Source organism: Serratia aquatilis, assembly GCF_044865145.1.
GTDB lineage: Bacteria > Pseudomonadota > Gammaproteobacteria > Enterobacterales > Enterobacteriaceae > Chania > Chania aquatilis.
This window is the reverse complement of record NZ_CP173186.1, coordinates 2,758,106-2,772,552: the sequence shown is the minus strand read 5'-3', so window position 1 is coordinate 2,772,552 and position 14,447 is coordinate 2,758,106. Positions and strand designations below refer to the sequence as shown.

The following is a 14,447-nucleotide window of genomic DNA, read 5'->3' as shown; positions in this document are numbered from 1 at the left end:
ACCCTATAAATGCTGCATGCGGTGTCATGTGGCAGCGTTTTCAGTAAAGGGAACATTGTAATGCGAGTGTGGTTTTTATTGGCCAGTTTAATCCTTGCCGGTTGTAGCAGCCATGCGCCACCACCTAGTGGGCGTTTATCCGATTCAATCGTGGTGGTCGCGCAATTGAATGAACAACTGCGTCAATGGTACGGCACTCCATACCGCTACGGCGGGTTGGATAAAGGAGGGGTAGACTGCTCGGGTTTTGTTTATCGTACCTTCCGTGACCGTTTTGACCTGCAATTGCCGCGTTCAACAGAACAGCAGACCGGGATTGGCACCAAAGTGTCGCGTGACGAACTGATGCCAGGCGATCTCTTGTTCTTCAAAACGGGCAGTGGTGAGAATGGCTTACATGTGGGTATCTACGACACTAACGATCAGTTTATTCACGCCTCCACCAGTAAAGGTGTAACGCGCTCTTCTCTCAATAATGACTATTGGCGCAAGGTTTATTGGCAGGCTCGCCGAATCTGATGTTACCGAGAGTATCTGGTGTATCATGGCAGCATCCTATTATTTCCGGTGACTGCCATGAATTCATTACGTTTATTAATTTCTGATTCCTACGATCCGTGGTTTAATCTGGCGGTGGAGGAGTGCATCTTCCGCGAAATGACCACGCAAAAAATACTCTTCCTATGGCGAAATGCAGAAACCGTGGTAATCGGCCAATCGCAAAACCCATGGAAGGAGTGTAATACCCGGCGTATGGAACAGGACGGTATCCGTCTGGCACGTCGTAGTAGTGGTGGCGGTGCGGTATTCCACGATCTGGGGAATACCTGCTTTACCTTTATGGCGGGCAAGCCTGGTTATGACAAAACCGTTTCGACAGGCATTATCCTGCAGGCGTTAAAAAGCTTAGGTGTCGAAGCCTCGGCCTCAGGGCGCAACGATCTGGTGGTCGAAACGGCGGATGGAATTCGCAAAATATCCGGTTCTGCCTACCGCGAAACTCAGGACCGTGGTTTTCACCATGGAACATTGCTGTTAAATGCCGATCTCAACCGCTTAGCGGACTATCTTAACCCCGATCCTAAAAAACTGCAGGCCAAGGGCATTACCTCCGTTCGTTCAAGGGTGGCTAATCTGGCTGATTTTGTGCCTGAAATTGACCACCAACAGATTTGTGCCGCCGTTATTCAGGCGTTCTTCACTCACTATGGAGAAACGGCACAACCGGAAGTGATCTCTCCAGACGTGTTTCCCGAACTACCAGATTTTGAAAAGCAATTTGCCAAACAAAGCAGCTGGGAATGGAACTTTGGTAAAGCACCTGCGTTCAGCCATCTTTTGAGCGAGCGCTTTACCTGGGGCGGAGTCGATATTTTCTTTGATGTAGAGAAGGGCAAAATTGTGCGTGCACAAATCTTTACGGACAGCCTTAACCCTGCGCCATTGCAGGCACTAGCCCAGAGTCTGGTAGGCTGCGACTATCGCAGTGAGGCCGTAGCCGCCTGCTGTGAACAACTATTGTTAAAATATCCTCAACAGACGGCAGAGATGGGCGAGTTGCGACAATGGTTATGGGATACCATCAAGTAGCGTGATGCGGCCTTTGCCAATATTGGGATAGCCTAGGCTATCCCTTTTTCTATTAAGTTAATTTAATCAATAGGATGTTAATTAGCTGTCTTGATTTAGTGGGAAATGACCTTTTTCCTAGTCTATTTATACTGAAAGTCAAGTAAGCAACGGTTCCTCCACTCTGCTACGTAAAATTATCGCGCAAGCAAAATAAGTGAATTCATATAATTATTTGCACTATTTGATAAGTGTTCAGCTCTGTTTTTTAAACTTTATTTTTAATTATTGTTAACTAAATCATATTGTTAGATATATTACCAAGATCTGAACGCCATAGCATCAGAGTTGGCAATCCTTAATTCGTTAACTTAACTAATGATTTAATTGAATAATAAATGGAAATTTTGATTTACAATCGTTGAAAGCTATCAATAAATTAAAATTTTGTTGGTAACAAGAATTTTTGTTTAAGATAATTCTCTAATACATTGATTATGTGAATGTGTTGATATAGGATTGAAAGGCTGGCGATTAAGCCTTGGCATTGATGTTTAATTTTATACTGTCTACTTTGCCACTAGGCTGTGTCCCTTAATTGCACGCGAGCGCCGCTGGCGGTCATTTGCGCACAGGGCAAGGCGTGAGCCGCGAGGTTTGGTGGACCCAATAAGCGGCGAACAACGCCGCAATGCGCGCAAATGGCCCCAGCCCGAAGGGTCGCGCCCTAAAAGCCCGTTCTCTGTGTTGTCGGGTTTGAACAGAGGGCCACTCTGCCCTTCACCCTCCGCCTTGATAACGGGCTTTTGGGTCTGCGACGGCACCACGGGCAATTAAGGGACACAGCCTAGGCCTTTCAACCTGCTTATGACATAGCGGGAAAACTGCTGGTAATATAACTACCTATTTATCCCTTTCAGTCAGCTGGACGGGTCATTTTAATGCCACCGGAAATTGGCATTACGCTCTAAACAACGGACTGAGTTATTTAAACAACAAGTGATGATAACTGAAAAGTATGCATCGCGGTTTGTTGTGTGTGGTGTTTTTTTAATCATCAATATCGAATGAGCGGTTGTCGACTTTATTTTAGGCGCCAATCACTTGGTGAATGTTACAGAGTCAGGATTTATCACCGCTAGGATCGATGAGGGGCTAACTCATCTTTTTTATCGGGAGAATAATCTTAAAGCCAGATTGTTGAGTGGCTCCTTTTACTGTGTCTTGATGGTTTTAATCCAGTAAAAACAACACATAACATGCTGTATGCGGTTTTTTTGATTATGTGAAGATAGACTGCAATTGTTTATCCATAAAAGGATATAACGTAGTTATCGATCCATTGTTAAAAAATCAATCTATAGTGAATGGGGTGATTGTTTGTGGAGTAGAGAAAAAAGAAAACGGTAATAAGCTTATAATGGTGGGTTCTTTAGGGATACAAGATTTTTTTAACCTGCCGTTTGTAAGGATAATTTGCGTTCTCTGGGAAGGATGACCGAAGAGTTCGATAATAGCTGAATATTTTGACTATATGCTCGGAGGTAAATAGTGGACTGGACGATTATATCTGTGGTTCCTGTGCTGTTACTCATTGTGGTTTTCTCATTGTTAAAGCATTTTATCAATACCCGCAATAAATCCTTGAAGACCTCTCGTCGTCATAAGTAGTTCTGATGCCTCCGCAGATCTTGTGCGGGGGCGTTCTCCCTACAGTTACTCAGTGTTAATCCTACTCTCCAACCACTACACTAGGCTGTGTCCCTGCTGATTGCGTGCAGTCAAGGGACTCAGCCTAATCGAAATGGAGGGGCTATGTTGCAATTTAAAAACGCTTACCATCAACAATTGCCCGGCTTCTACACAGAACTGAATCCTACCCCGCTTAAAAAGCCTCGCCTGTTATATTACAGCCAGCCTCTGGCGCGTGAATTAGGGCTTGATGACAGCTGGTTTACGCCAGATAAAACGGCAGTGTGGGCTGGCGAGACTCTGCTTTCCGGCATGCAGCCTTTGGCTCAGGTTTACAGTGGGCACCAGTTTGGTGGCTGGGCGGGGCAGTTGGGGGATGGCCGAGGGATCCTGCTGGGTGAGCAAATACTTGCGGATGGCCGCAGTATGGATTGGCACTTAAAAGGGGCCGGATTAACGCCTTATTCCCGTATGGGGGATGGCAGAGCAGTGTTACGTTCGGTGATCCGCGAGTTTCTTGCCTCTGAAGCCTTCTATCATTTGGGTATTCCCACCACCCGTGCGCTGACGATTGTCACCAGCGAACACCCTGTCTTTCGTGAGCAACCGGAGCGCGGAGCGATGTTGCTGCGTGTGTCGGAGAGTCATGTGCGCTTTGGCCACTTTGAACATTTTTACTACCGTAAACAGCCGGAACAGGTCAGGCAACTGGCTGATTTTGTGATTACCCACCACTGGCCGCAGTTGGCAGGGGAAGAGGATCGCTATCAGCGTTGGTTTACCGACGTCGTTGAACGTACGGCGCGCATGATTGCGCATTGGCAAACCGTCGGCTTCGCGCACGGAGTAATGAATACCGACAATATGTCGATCTTGGGTCTGACTATGGATTATGGTCCCTACGGTTTTCTGGACGACTATAAACCTGATTTCATCTGCAACCATTCTGACCATCAGGGTCGCTATGCTTTCGATAATCAACCTGCGGTGGGGTTATGGAACCTGCATCGGTTGGCACAAACGCTCTCTGGTCTGATGACAGCAGAACAGCTACAGGCAGCTTTGGCAGCCTACGAACCAGCGCTGATGCAGGCATATGGCGAGCAAATGCGTGCCAAGCTGGGCTTCTTTACGCAGTCCAGACAGGATAACGAACTGCTAACCGGGTTATTAAGCCTGATGGCGCAGGAGGGGCGTGACTATACCCGCACGTTCCGCTTGCTATGTGAAGTTAAGCAGCAACAAGCAGATACACCGCTGCGCGACGAGTTTATCGACCGCGCTGCATTTGATAGTTGGTACCAGCATTATCGCCAGCGTTTGCAGCAGGAATCGGTAAGTGATGCCGAGCGCCAGCAAGCAATGAAAAAGGCAAATCCCAAATTTATTTTGCGTAATTATCTGGCGCAGCAGGCGATAGAGGCGGCTGAGCAGGATGACGTCAGTAAACTGGCACGCTTGCACCAGGTTTTGCAGAAACCTTTTGACGAGAATACCGAGTATGAAGATCTGGCCGCCTTGCCGCCAGACTGGGGTAAACACCTGGAAATTTCCTGTTCTAGCTGATTAGGCTGTGTCCCTTAACTGCAAATGGCCCCAGCCCTGCGGGCCGCGCCCCAAAAGCCCGTTCTCTGTGTTGTCGGGCTTGAACAGAGGGCCACTCTGCCCTTCACCCTCCGCCTTGATAACGGGCTTTTGGGTCTGCGACGGCACCACGGACAGTTAAGGGACACAGCCTAGAACAGGCCTTTCTTGGCTGATTATTATTGCCGCAAGTAAATCTGCGGCAAAGCCGTTTCCGGATGTTTAATCACGCCCAGGTCCGCTTGGTACCACCGCATCAGGTTTTCCTGTTGCAACACCTCATACGGGGTACCGGAAGCGACTAATCGCCCTTGGTGCAACAGTAGAATGCGGTCGGCATACAAGGCGGCCAGATTGAGATCGTGCAGAATACAGCATACCGCCAATGGCTGTTGACGGGTCAACGAACGTAGCAGGCGTAATGTATGTTGCTGATGATAAAGATCGAGCGCAGAAGTAGGTTCATCAAGGAATAACCAAGCTGGAGCCGGTTTTGGTTGCCACAACTGCACCAGCACCCTTGCCAATTGGACACGTTGCTGCTCCCCTCCGGAAAGTTGCCTATAATCGCGCTGAGCCAACGCTAGGCAATCGGTTTGTGTCATTACCTGCTTAATCGCTTGTTGTGCGTCACGTCCGCCATAGGGGGAACGTCCCATAGCCACCACTTCCTCCACACTGAATGGGAACACAAGTTCACTGTGTTGGCGCATCACTGAACGAACTTTCGCCAATTGTAGCGGGCGCCACTGTTCAAGGGGCTTGCCCAGCAGATGGCATTCACCGCTGTCTGGCTGCTGATAACCGGTGAGCAAGCGCAGTAAGGTCGATTTACCCGCTCCGTTGGGGCCGATAATCGCTACCACCTCACCGCTGGCTATGCTTAGAGAGATATCTGTCAGCAGCGTGCGGCCTCCACGTCGATAATAAAGCTGCTGTGCAGTAAGTGTTGGTAAATTATCCACCTGAACGCTCCCGTTGGTACATGACCAGCCACAGGAAATAGGGGCCGCCAATCAGGCTGGTCATCAGGCCAACCGGCATTTCAGCTGGCGCGACCAGGGTTCGTGCCAGCGTGTCGCTCACTAATAACAGACAAGCGCCACCCAAGGCTGAAGCAGGTAACAGCCAACGATGATCGCCGCCAAGGCGCATGCGTACCAGATGCGGGATTACCAGACCGATAAAACCAATCACACCGCTCATCGCCACCGCCGCGCCGATCAGCAGTGCACTGAGTAGCAACAATTGTAGCTTGGCCCGTTGCACATTGACCCCGAGATAGTGTGCTTCCTCGTCGCCGAGTTGTAGCAAGTTCAGGCGACGGGCTTGCAGTAAGGTCAACAGCGCCGTCGGCAAAACCAGCGATGCAGCAACGATCAGGGTTGGCCATTGCGACTGGCTGAGGCTTCCCATCATCCAGAGCGAAAACTGGCGAAGTTGCTGGTCGCTGCTGAGATAAGAAAGCACCCCAATAGCCGCCATGCACAGCGCATTGATAGCAATACCTGCCAGCAGCAAGCGTGAAAGGCTGCCGTGCCCACTACGGCTGATGCCATAAATCAATATCGAGACCAATAGACTGCCCAGAAAGGCGGCAAGCATATGGCTGTATAGTGCGATGAACGGTGGCAAGGTGAGAGGCATAACGATGATAAGGGCAACAAACAAGGCTCCGCCGCTGCTGATGCCCAACAGACTGGGGTCGGCTAAGGGGTTGCGGAATAACCCCTGCATGACGGCACCGGAAACCGCCAATGCGCAGCCGATAATTATGGCCAGCAGAACGCGCGGCAAGCGGATATTCAGCCAGATATGCCAGGCGGTATCGTCCAAGGGCAACTGCCACAACGTGCGAAAAGAGAGTGTCACGGCCCCCAGATTGGCGGCACCGACGGTCAACAGACTTAGCAGGATCAGCAGACTACCGATCGCCAGACGGGGGGAGGTCCGTAAGCGCATTACTTTTGCTCCGCCGCAGTTCGCAGTAAGCCAAGTGCTTGGGGGGTCTGCAGGCCAAAGCCTAACAGCGCCATATCATCGACGGTAAGAACTCGGCGGTTTTTCCCTGCTGGCGTCAGGGCGATACCGGGTAATTGCCATAAATGCGCCAGACCACCCATTGAACGAACGGTATCAGTAGTGACCAGTAATAAATCCGGTGCGCTGGCAATCACGCCCTCTTGTGAAAGAGGGCGGTAATTATTGAATCCCTGCATGGCATTTTTTAACCCGGCGGCGCGGATAATGGCATCTGCTGCGGTATTCTGGCCAGCGGCCACGGGAGTGATCCCACCGTGGCTCATAACGAACAACACTTTCACCGGCAGTGGCGTAGTGTTCACAGTAGCCAGTTGCCGTTGATAACGTTCGGCTAGCTGCATACCTTGGCGGTTACGATTTAACGCGTTGGCAATAATACGGAATTTTTCCGTTACTGCCTGCAATGTCGTATCACCGGGTATTCGCACTACTTTGACACCACTTTCCTCCAACTGCCTAATTACCAGTGCCGGTTCTGCCAGTTCGGATGTCAGAACCAACGACGGTTTCAGTGCCAGAATCCCCTCGGCGTTCAGTTGGCGCATATAGCCGATGTTCGGCAATTTCTCTGCCGTGGCAGGATGAAGGCTGGTGCTGTCTCGTGCAATAACTTCACCTCCAGCACCCAAGGCGAAAGTGATTTCGGTTACGTCGCCACCGATTGAGACAATCCGTTCAGCGGCGTAGGTAACCAACGAGAAGGTTAGTAGGCTGAAAAATGCCAGGGTGCGCAGTGATGAAACCTTCATGCGGCGATATCCTTTGGCTCAAGACTGGCAATTTGCTCACGCCATTGCATTTGTTCTGGTTGGCCTTCGGTGCGCTGACCATAAAGTTGCGCAATTTGTGTACCATCGGCGGCAAACAGCTCCAGACTGGTGACCATGCCATCTTTGGTTGGTTTGCGGGTGATCCAGCTTTCCGCAATGGCATCTTCGATCAGGTGCAGGATAAAACGGCGGTTGAAGATATTGAGCCAACCATCTTGCGGCATCAGACGCTCAATGCGGCCGGTAAAGATCTGAACACATCCCCGATTACCGACAAAAATCATGATTTCGTTCTGATCGGTTTGCGCTGCCTGCAGAATTTGTGACAGAGCACGGTTGTCTACGCGATAGGCTAGATCGTTACCTACGGCACGGAATGCCTGTTGGCGGGTTAGGTTATTGCGGCTCAACAGTTGGAAGAATTGGTGTACGTCGGTCATTGCTCGCCATTCTGCATCGATTTGGGCGTTACTCGCTTCTTTATGGTTCACGCTGCTCTGTTCCGGCTGCCGTAGTTGCAATGGCGGATTTTCTGCACTCTGGTAACGCTCAACCAATGCCAGCCAGGCCGCAAGATTGGTTTCGTCTGTCGTGTAGACCTTATGCAATGCCTCCCCTTGATGGTCAAAAAACTGGATACTGTGGCGAGCGCCGCGCCTGTTGGTTTCACTTAACGCGAAGGCACTGGCCCAATGGTTGAGGAACAGCCGCAAATCCAGTTCACGGGGATTGAGGATCAGCCCGGCGTGGCCGTTAAGATGCTGGTTTTGGTAGCAGCCAATTTGCTCATGAACCGCGAAGCTGTTGCGGGTGATTGACTTGGTGACGCCGACCTGTTCAAGCGCTGTCAGCAATGTACGGGCATCGGCTTGTAAGCGTTGCGCATCATGCCCTACGCGCGCGTGGGTCAACTCCGCTTCACTGACCTTCAGCAACTCGGCTAAATCGCGTGCATACTTACCTGGATTATCGTTTTTTGCCTTTTGATAACGCTGATACAGAGTTTCGCTCATAACGGGTATTCCTTTGCAGTTGTTTAAGTACGGGCAAGGTGCTTGCTCGCTAGAGTTAAATACCAGTTACCACTGGTAGCTGATCATCAGTTTGGCATTACGTCCATCGCGTGGAATGCCCTGTGAAGAGTAATATTCTTTATCGAAGGCGTTGCCCAGCACCACGGAGGTAGTGACATCCTTCAACTTATCGCGGCCTTGGTAGCTCAGATAGAAATCGTGCACACCGTACCCGCCTTGTTCAGCGGTGCCTTCACGGACGCGGCTGGTGCGTTCAGCAAGCGTAGCAACCCAGCCAGCACTAAGACCGGTGCCGTGAATGGGTATGTCCAACGTACTGGTGACGGTGTCCGGTGAGATATCTGCGAGCCATTGGCCGCTTTTGCTATTGAGTTCACCTTGGTTAGAACGATCTTTGCCGCGGGTGCGGTTGTAAGCCAGATCCCAATTGAACCAGTGATTCTGGTAACTCAGAGAGGTGTCCCAGCCCCAGATTTTGGCACGCGAGATATTCTGGGAGTAGGATTTACGGCCACGAATATCGACGTATTGGCTGATATAATCGTGAGCATCGGTATCGAAATAGCTGGCTTTGAACTGGAGGCTGTCTTGCGCGAGCAGCAGATCATCAAAGCGCAGACCGAAACCGAATTCAGTGGTGTCGTTGGTTTCCGGTTTCAAGTTAGGGTTAGCGACCCAATAGTTACCAGGGAAGTGCATCGAGTCGTTGTACATTTCACCCATGGTTGGTGCGCGGAAAGCCTGAGAGTATGAACCGAACAGCATCAACCAGTCCGTTGGGGTTAACGTAATCGCCCCCCGCGATGACCATTTGTCGGCGTTGACGTCAGCATGGCCCTGGCTGGTTCCTTTATAATTGTCGTAACGCGTTCCGGCGATGATGGAAATCGGCAGATCACGTAAGGTGATCTCGTCTTGTAACCAACCGGAAGAGAAATTGATTTTTGCATCGGGGAAGCTGGTGGTGCTGCCACTTGGGCGCTGTTTTTGCTGGTAAGTTTCGCTGCCATAAGTTAGCAAGTGGCTAGCAAAACTGTTGCTAGCCAGCTTGGTACGGTTTTCCAGTTTGGCACCGTTGGTGGTTTGCTTACGAAACTCGTCTATTTTTCCGGTGTTATGTGCGTTGATTTTTACTTCTGAGGTATACAGTTTTGCAACCGCATCCAGCCAATCTTGATCTTTGGGTTTCAGCTTATAGCTGAGCGCTGCGTCGCGCTGAATGGTAGAACGCTCGGTAAACGGATTCGCTCTGGTCGCCGCCGAATCTTGAGGGTTTTTGGGCTCGCGGGCACTGTTATTGTAGTAGCGTAGCGCGCTACTTAGTGACTGACTGTCGTCTATCTTCCAGGTGCCTTTAGCCAGAATATTGCCTATGGTTTCGTCATTGGGTGCGTCAAATCCGTTGCTTTGGCGAATATTACCAATGTCACGAGCGCCAAAAGAAAGCAAGCCATCAAGGTTATCGGTTTTTCCGTAGGCGCTGGCCCCCATGCCCAGGCTATGATCGCCGCTTGCGGCATTGCCGAAGACGCGGAAACCGCTGTTATGGCCTGGCAACAGCAGATCGGCAGCGCCGACGGTTTCGAAGGAGACAACACCACCCAAGGCTCCACTACCGTATAACAATGCGGATGGACCGCGTACCACTTCAATACGCTTTACCAACCAGGGATCCAGAAAGACACTGTTGAGGTGGCCGGTGTCCGTTCCCTGCCGAATACCATCAACCAATGTCAGTACGCCGTTCTTGCCGTAGCCCCGAAGCGTGAAGTCCTGTCCGTTGGTACGGCTACTCCCTGAAACGGCAATACCAGGAACACGGCGTAGCATATCTGCCGCAGAAGTTGCCGTTTGGCTCTGAGGGCGATTACGGTCGATCACGGTGACCATCATTGGGGCTTCGAAGCTGTTACGCGGGTTACCGGTGGCCACCACGGTGATGGCTTCACTGCTGTTTCTTTCGCTATTTACCTTGTTAACAGGGGCAGTGCTGGCGCTGGTCTGTGCAATAACCACCGTTGGCAAGGCGCAGGCAATTGCCAAGCTGACTGCGGATAAACGCAGTGGGGTGGATAAAAAGGCAGGCATGAGGCAATTCTCCGTATGTTTTAAACATATCAATAGATTTGCTGGCTGCCTGGATCACAAGATCGGGGTGGCTGGCGCTAAAGGAATAGGGGTTACTTGGTAAGGATCAATTTCCCCGCTTTGGTTTGGCGCAACTGATAACGCTGTCCTTGATGAGTTATCACCGCCAAACCATCGTGGCCCAGTAATTCTGCGCTATCGAAGCAAGGAGGCAGCGCCGTATCTGCGCTGCTCTCTGAAGCGCAGGAGTGATCCTGGAACTGATGGGGATTATTGCGATTGTCCATGAAATCAACCATCAAAAGTTAGTTAGTATCGTATTGATAATCATTATCATGTTGACGAAGGGTTACATCAAGGAAAATTTTGTTGCCGTTAGATCCTTAAGTGCGATGAGTTACATAACATCATGAACAAATTGGTTTGATTAGGTGAATGATAAGGCTAGGGTAACAGGGCATCGATATGTTCGCGCAGACTCTCTGGGCTTATGGTAGGTGAAAAGCGCTTAATGTGTTGACCGTCCGCACTGAATAGAAATTTAGTGAAGTTCCATTTGATACGCTGGCTACCTAACAGACCCGGTGCACGGCGCTTCAGCTCAACGAACAGGGGATGGGTATTCGCACCGTTAACATCAATTTTGCTGAATAACGGGAAGCTCACGCCATAATTTACACGACAGAAATCTGCAATTTCCTGCGAATTGCCCGGCTCTTGTCCGCCAAACTGGTTGCAAGGGAAGCCTAGAACCACTAAGCCACGCTCACGATAAGATTGCCAGAGATTTTCCAAACCGAGATATTGCGGGGTGAAGCCGCACTTGCTGGCGGTGTTGACCACCAGGTAAGCCTTGGCTGGAAAATCAGCCAGTGTCTTTTGTTCCCCCTGCAGGGTTACGCAGGGAATGGATAGTATTGAGTTAGGCATGTGTAAAGCTCCAAATGTCGACTTTCAGGTTTTGTTATTAAGGAAAACTCTAGGCTGTTTCCCTTAAATGGCCCCAGCCCTACGGGTCGCGCCCCAAAAGCCCATCCTCTGCGTTGTCGGGCTTGAACAGAGGGCCACTCAGCCCTGCGCCCTCCGCCTTGATAATGGGCTTTTGGGTCTGCGACGGTACCACGGACAGTTAAGGGACATAGCCTAGGCTGCGGAAGGAATTACATCAAGTATAGGTGAAAGAAACCGTTGAAAAACCGGGATAAAGACTACCCCGGTTAAATAATCAGAAGCGGGTATCGACTGCATCAGCCAGCATCGCTAACAGCTGTTCGCTGTCAGACCAGCTAAGGCAAGGGTCAGTGATTGATTGTCCATAGGTAAGGGCTTGTCCAGACACTATTTTCTGTGTGCCTTCTACCAGGAAGCTTTCCGCCATTACTCCGCTGATAGCCATGGAACCGGCGCGTATTTGCTGACAAACATTTTCAGCCACTTCTAACTGACGGCGGTGCATTTTCTGACAGTTACCGTGACTGAAGTCGATCACCAGGTGTTCTGGCAGATCAAATTCGCGCAGGCTATCGCAAGCATCTACGATATCTTTTGCATGGTAGTTCGGTGTTTTGCCGCCGCGCATGATGATATGGCCATAAGGATTACCACTGGTCTGGTAAATGGTCATCTGGCCATTTTTATCTGGTGATAGGAACATATGGCCCGCTCGCGCGGCACGGATCGCATCAATAGCAATCCGCGTATTGCCATCAGTGCCATTCTTGAAACCCACCGGGCAGGAGAGTGCCGAGGCCATTTCACGGTGGATCTGGCTTTCTGTGGTACGCGCCCCAATAGCTCCCCAACTAATCAGATCGGCAATATACTGGCCGATCACCATATCCAGGAATTCGGTAGCCGTAGGTAATCCAAGTTGATTGACTTCCAGCAGTAATTGGCGAGCCATTGTAATACCACGGTTAACCTGATAACTGCCGTTCAATTCAGGATCGGAAATTAGGCCTTTCCAGCCAACCACCGTGCGCGGTTTTTCAAAATAGGTGCGCATCACGATTTCCAGGCGATCCTGATAACGTTCACGCAGCGTATTCAGGCGGCCGGCATAATCCATGGCTGCATCCAGAGCGTGAATAGAGCAGGGGCCAATTACTACCAGCAGACGGCGGTCTTCACCACTGATAATTTTTTCAATGCGTTTGCGTGACGCTGTCACGTTATTGGCAACCGTTTCGGAAATCGGCAGCATCTCCGCTAATGCAACAGGCGTAATCAGGCTGTCGATGGGCGCGGTCCGCAGTTCATCTGTTTTGTGCATATTTTTCTCTAAGACTGTTCTTCGCTGCGGCTGAAATGCCGGGAAGTGATGGTGATCACAATAACTTAAAAACCGATGAATTCAACCGTGTAATTGTGTTCTGTTGACGAAAATGGCTAAAAAAATGAGGGGGCAGTCTGGTCATTCGTCTTCACGCAAAAAGAGCGAACGACCAGCAGGCTTAGAACATTCTGCGGCTCATGCCGAGCATGTCGAGAATTTTGGTGGAGATCTCTTCCACTGAGTAATTGGTGGTATTGAGATAACGGATTTGATTCTTGCGAAATAACGCTTCAACTTCGGCAACTTCCATACGGCACTGCCTGGATGAAGAGTAACGGCTGTTATCGCGCCGCTCTTCGCGGATGGCGGTCAGTCGCTCTGGATTGATTGTCAGGCCAAACAGTTTGTGGTGAAAAGGTTTTAGCGCGGCGGGCAACTGCAGATTATCCATATCATCAGCGGTAAACGGATAGTTAGCCGCGCAGATACCGAATTGCATAGCCAGATAGAGGCTGGTAGGGGTTTTGCCACAACGTGAAACACCTAGCAGGATCACCTGCGCCTGATCGAGGTTGCGGAGAGAAATGCCGTCATCGTGCGCCAGTGTGTATTCAATGGCGGCGATGCGGGCATCATATTTACCCAGGTTACTTTCCGTCAGGCCATGAGTACGGTTAGGTACAGGGGTTGGGGCCATTCCCAATTCACCTTGTAAAGGGCCAACTAAAGCCTGCACGATATCTTGGCAGAAACCTTCGCTTTGCGTAATTACCTCCCGTACTTCCGGGGAGATAATCGAGTAAAACACCAGTGGACGAACCCCGGTCTGGTGAAAAATTTCATTGATCTGCTGGCAGACGCCACGAGCTCGGGCTTCAGTTTCCACAAATGGTAGCGTGTAGGTGGTTGCTTTAACCGGGAACTGTGATAGCACAGCATGCCCTAGCACTTCGGCAGTAATCGCCGTTCCGTCCGAAATATAAAAAACGCTTCTTTCCACCCGAGGCCCCTTAACATAAAAATGGCAATGCAAGGTTTTGCAACACCGTTTAAGCATCATGATCTGCCAACCGCTATAGCGTAAAGGAGTAGGCTGGAATTTTGTGATGGCACTGAGTCTTTCTTGGTAATGAACTAATTAAATATTAATGACAAAAATAAAGAAACAATATTTTATTTTTTATAAAACGTAATGCAATTTAAAAAACGACAATAATACAAGTTTGTGCCGTTATTTTAAGCAAAGTAAACATAAATAGTGAGGATATTAGCCTTCAGGTTGAGTGAAATTTAATTGATTGATTTTATTTATTAATTTTAAAAGGGAACGATACCTGATAATTATTTTATCAGGGGTAATTCTCTTAAAATTCATTTTCTGGCATGGGTGGA

Annotated in this window: 12 protein-coding genes; 3 read left to right on the top strand and 9 right to left on the bottom strand. The window is 49.9% G+C overall.

Going from position 1 to position 14,447, the window contains the following annotated elements:
• Positions 1–60 precede the first annotated feature (60 nt).
• From SAQUA_RS12460 to SAQUA_RS12450, 3 genes are all read left to right on the top strand, one after another.
• Positions 61–519, top strand: coding sequence for an NlpC/P60 family protein (locus SAQUA_RS12460; RefSeq protein ID WP_380675333.1), 459 nt, complete (start codon positions 61–63; stop codon positions 517–519).
• A gap of 57 nt (positions 520–576) precedes the next feature.
• Positions 577–1,590 carry a lipoate--protein ligase A gene (locus SAQUA_RS12455; protein WP_380675331.1) on the top strand — a complete coding sequence of 338 codons (1,014 nt, stop codon included), beginning with the start codon at positions 577–579 and terminating at the stop codon, positions 1,588–1,590.
• A gap of 1,794 nt (positions 1,591–3,384) precedes the next feature.
• Positions 3,385–4,827: a YdiU family protein gene (locus SAQUA_RS12450; RefSeq protein WP_380675329.1), complete on the top strand. Its 1,443-nt coding sequence runs from the start codon at positions 3,385–3,387 to the stop codon at positions 4,825–4,827.
• Between the two features lie 197 nt (positions 4,828–5,024).
• On the opposite strand, the gene SAQUA_RS12445 is transcribed toward SAQUA_RS12450, so the two are convergent.
• From SAQUA_RS12445 to SAQUA_RS12405, 9 genes are all read right to left on the bottom strand, one after another.
• Entirely contained in the window at positions 5,025–5,750 is a 726-nt protein-coding gene (locus SAQUA_RS12445; protein WP_404413209.1) for a heme ABC transporter ATP-binding protein, read from the bottom strand.
• Positions 5,751–5,802: 52 nt separating this feature from the next.
• Positions 5,803–6,807, bottom strand: a complete 1,005-nt coding sequence (locus SAQUA_RS12440) for a FecCD family ABC transporter permease (protein WP_380675325.1) — start codon at positions 6,805–6,807, stop codon at positions 5,803–5,805.
• Positions 6,807–7,637 carry a hemin ABC transporter substrate-binding protein gene (locus tag SAQUA_RS12435; protein ID WP_380675323.1) on the bottom strand — a complete coding sequence of 277 codons (831 nt, stop codon included), beginning with the start codon at positions 7,635–7,637 and terminating at the stop codon, positions 6,807–6,809. Before SAQUA_RS12435 ends, SAQUA_RS12440 begins: the two co-directional genes overlap by 1 nt.
• Entirely contained in the window at positions 7,634–8,671 is a 1,038-nt protein-coding gene (locus SAQUA_RS12430) for a hemin-degrading factor (protein ID WP_380675321.1), read from the bottom strand. Before SAQUA_RS12430 ends, SAQUA_RS12435 begins: the two co-directional genes overlap by 4 nt.
• A gap of 66 nt (positions 8,672–8,737) precedes the next feature.
• Entirely contained in the window at positions 8,738–10,780 is a 2,043-nt protein-coding gene (locus tag SAQUA_RS12425) for a TonB-dependent hemoglobin/transferrin/lactoferrin family receptor (RefSeq protein WP_380675319.1), read from the bottom strand.
• Between the two features lie 92 nt (positions 10,781–10,872).
• A complete protein-coding gene (hemP, locus tag SAQUA_RS12420) occupies positions 10,873–11,067 on the bottom strand; it encodes a hemin uptake protein HemP (protein ID WP_380675317.1) in 195 nt (64 codons plus the stop codon).
• A 157-nt stretch (positions 11,068–11,224) separates the two neighbouring features.
• Positions 11,225–11,710, bottom strand: a complete 486-nt coding sequence (locus SAQUA_RS12415; protein ID WP_380675315.1) for a glutathione peroxidase — start codon at positions 11,708–11,710, stop codon at positions 11,225–11,227.
• A gap of 295 nt (positions 11,711–12,005) precedes the next feature.
• Positions 12,006–13,052: a 3-deoxy-7-phosphoheptulonate synthase gene (locus tag SAQUA_RS12410; protein ID WP_380675313.1), complete on the bottom strand. Its 1,047-nt coding sequence runs from the start codon at positions 13,050–13,052 to the stop codon at positions 12,006–12,008.
• A 181-nt stretch (positions 13,053–13,233) separates the two neighbouring features.
• Positions 13,234–14,055: a pyruvate, water dikinase regulatory protein gene (locus tag SAQUA_RS12405; protein ID WP_380675311.1), complete on the bottom strand. Its 822-nt coding sequence runs from the start codon at positions 14,053–14,055 to the stop codon at positions 13,234–13,236.
• Between the last annotated feature and the right edge of the window lie 392 nt (positions 14,056–14,447).

Bases quoted from the DNA above. Each gene is read 5' to 3' on its own strand.
- SAQUA_RS12460 (WP_380675333.1), top strand. From the start codon at position 61: ATGCGAGTGTGGTTTTTATTGGCCAGTTTAATCCTTGCCGGTTGTAGC.
- SAQUA_RS12455 (WP_380675331.1), top strand. From the start codon at position 577: ATGAATTCATTACGTTTATTAATTTCTGATTCCTACGATCCGTGGTTT.
- SAQUA_RS12450 (WP_380675329.1), top strand. From the start codon at position 3,385: ATGTTGCAATTTAAAAACGCTTACCATCAACAATTGCCCGGCTTCTAC.
- SAQUA_RS12440 (WP_380675325.1), bottom strand. From the start codon at position 6,807: ATGCGCTTACGGACCTCCCCCCGTCTGGCGATCGGTAGTCTGCTGATC.
- SAQUA_RS12435 (WP_380675323.1), bottom strand. From the start codon at position 7,637: ATGAAGGTTTCATCACTGCGCACCCTGGCATTTTTCAGCCTACTAACC.
- SAQUA_RS12430 (WP_380675321.1), bottom strand. From the start codon at position 8,671: ATGAGCGAAACTCTGTATCAGCGTTATCAAAAGGCAAAAAACGATAAT.
- SAQUA_RS12425 (WP_380675319.1), bottom strand. From the start codon at position 10,780: ATGCCTGCCTTTTTATCCACCCCACTGCGTTTATCCGCAGTCAGCTTG.
- hemP (WP_380675317.1), bottom strand. From the start codon at position 11,067: ATGGACAATCGCAATAATCCCCATCAGTTCCAGGATCACTCCTGCGCT.
- SAQUA_RS12415 (WP_380675315.1), bottom strand. From the start codon at position 11,710: ATGCCTAACTCAATACTATCCATTCCCTGCGTAACCCTGCAGGGGGAA.
- SAQUA_RS12410 (WP_380675313.1), bottom strand. From the start codon at position 13,052: ATGCACAAAACAGATGAACTGCGGACCGCGCCCATCGACAGCCTGATT.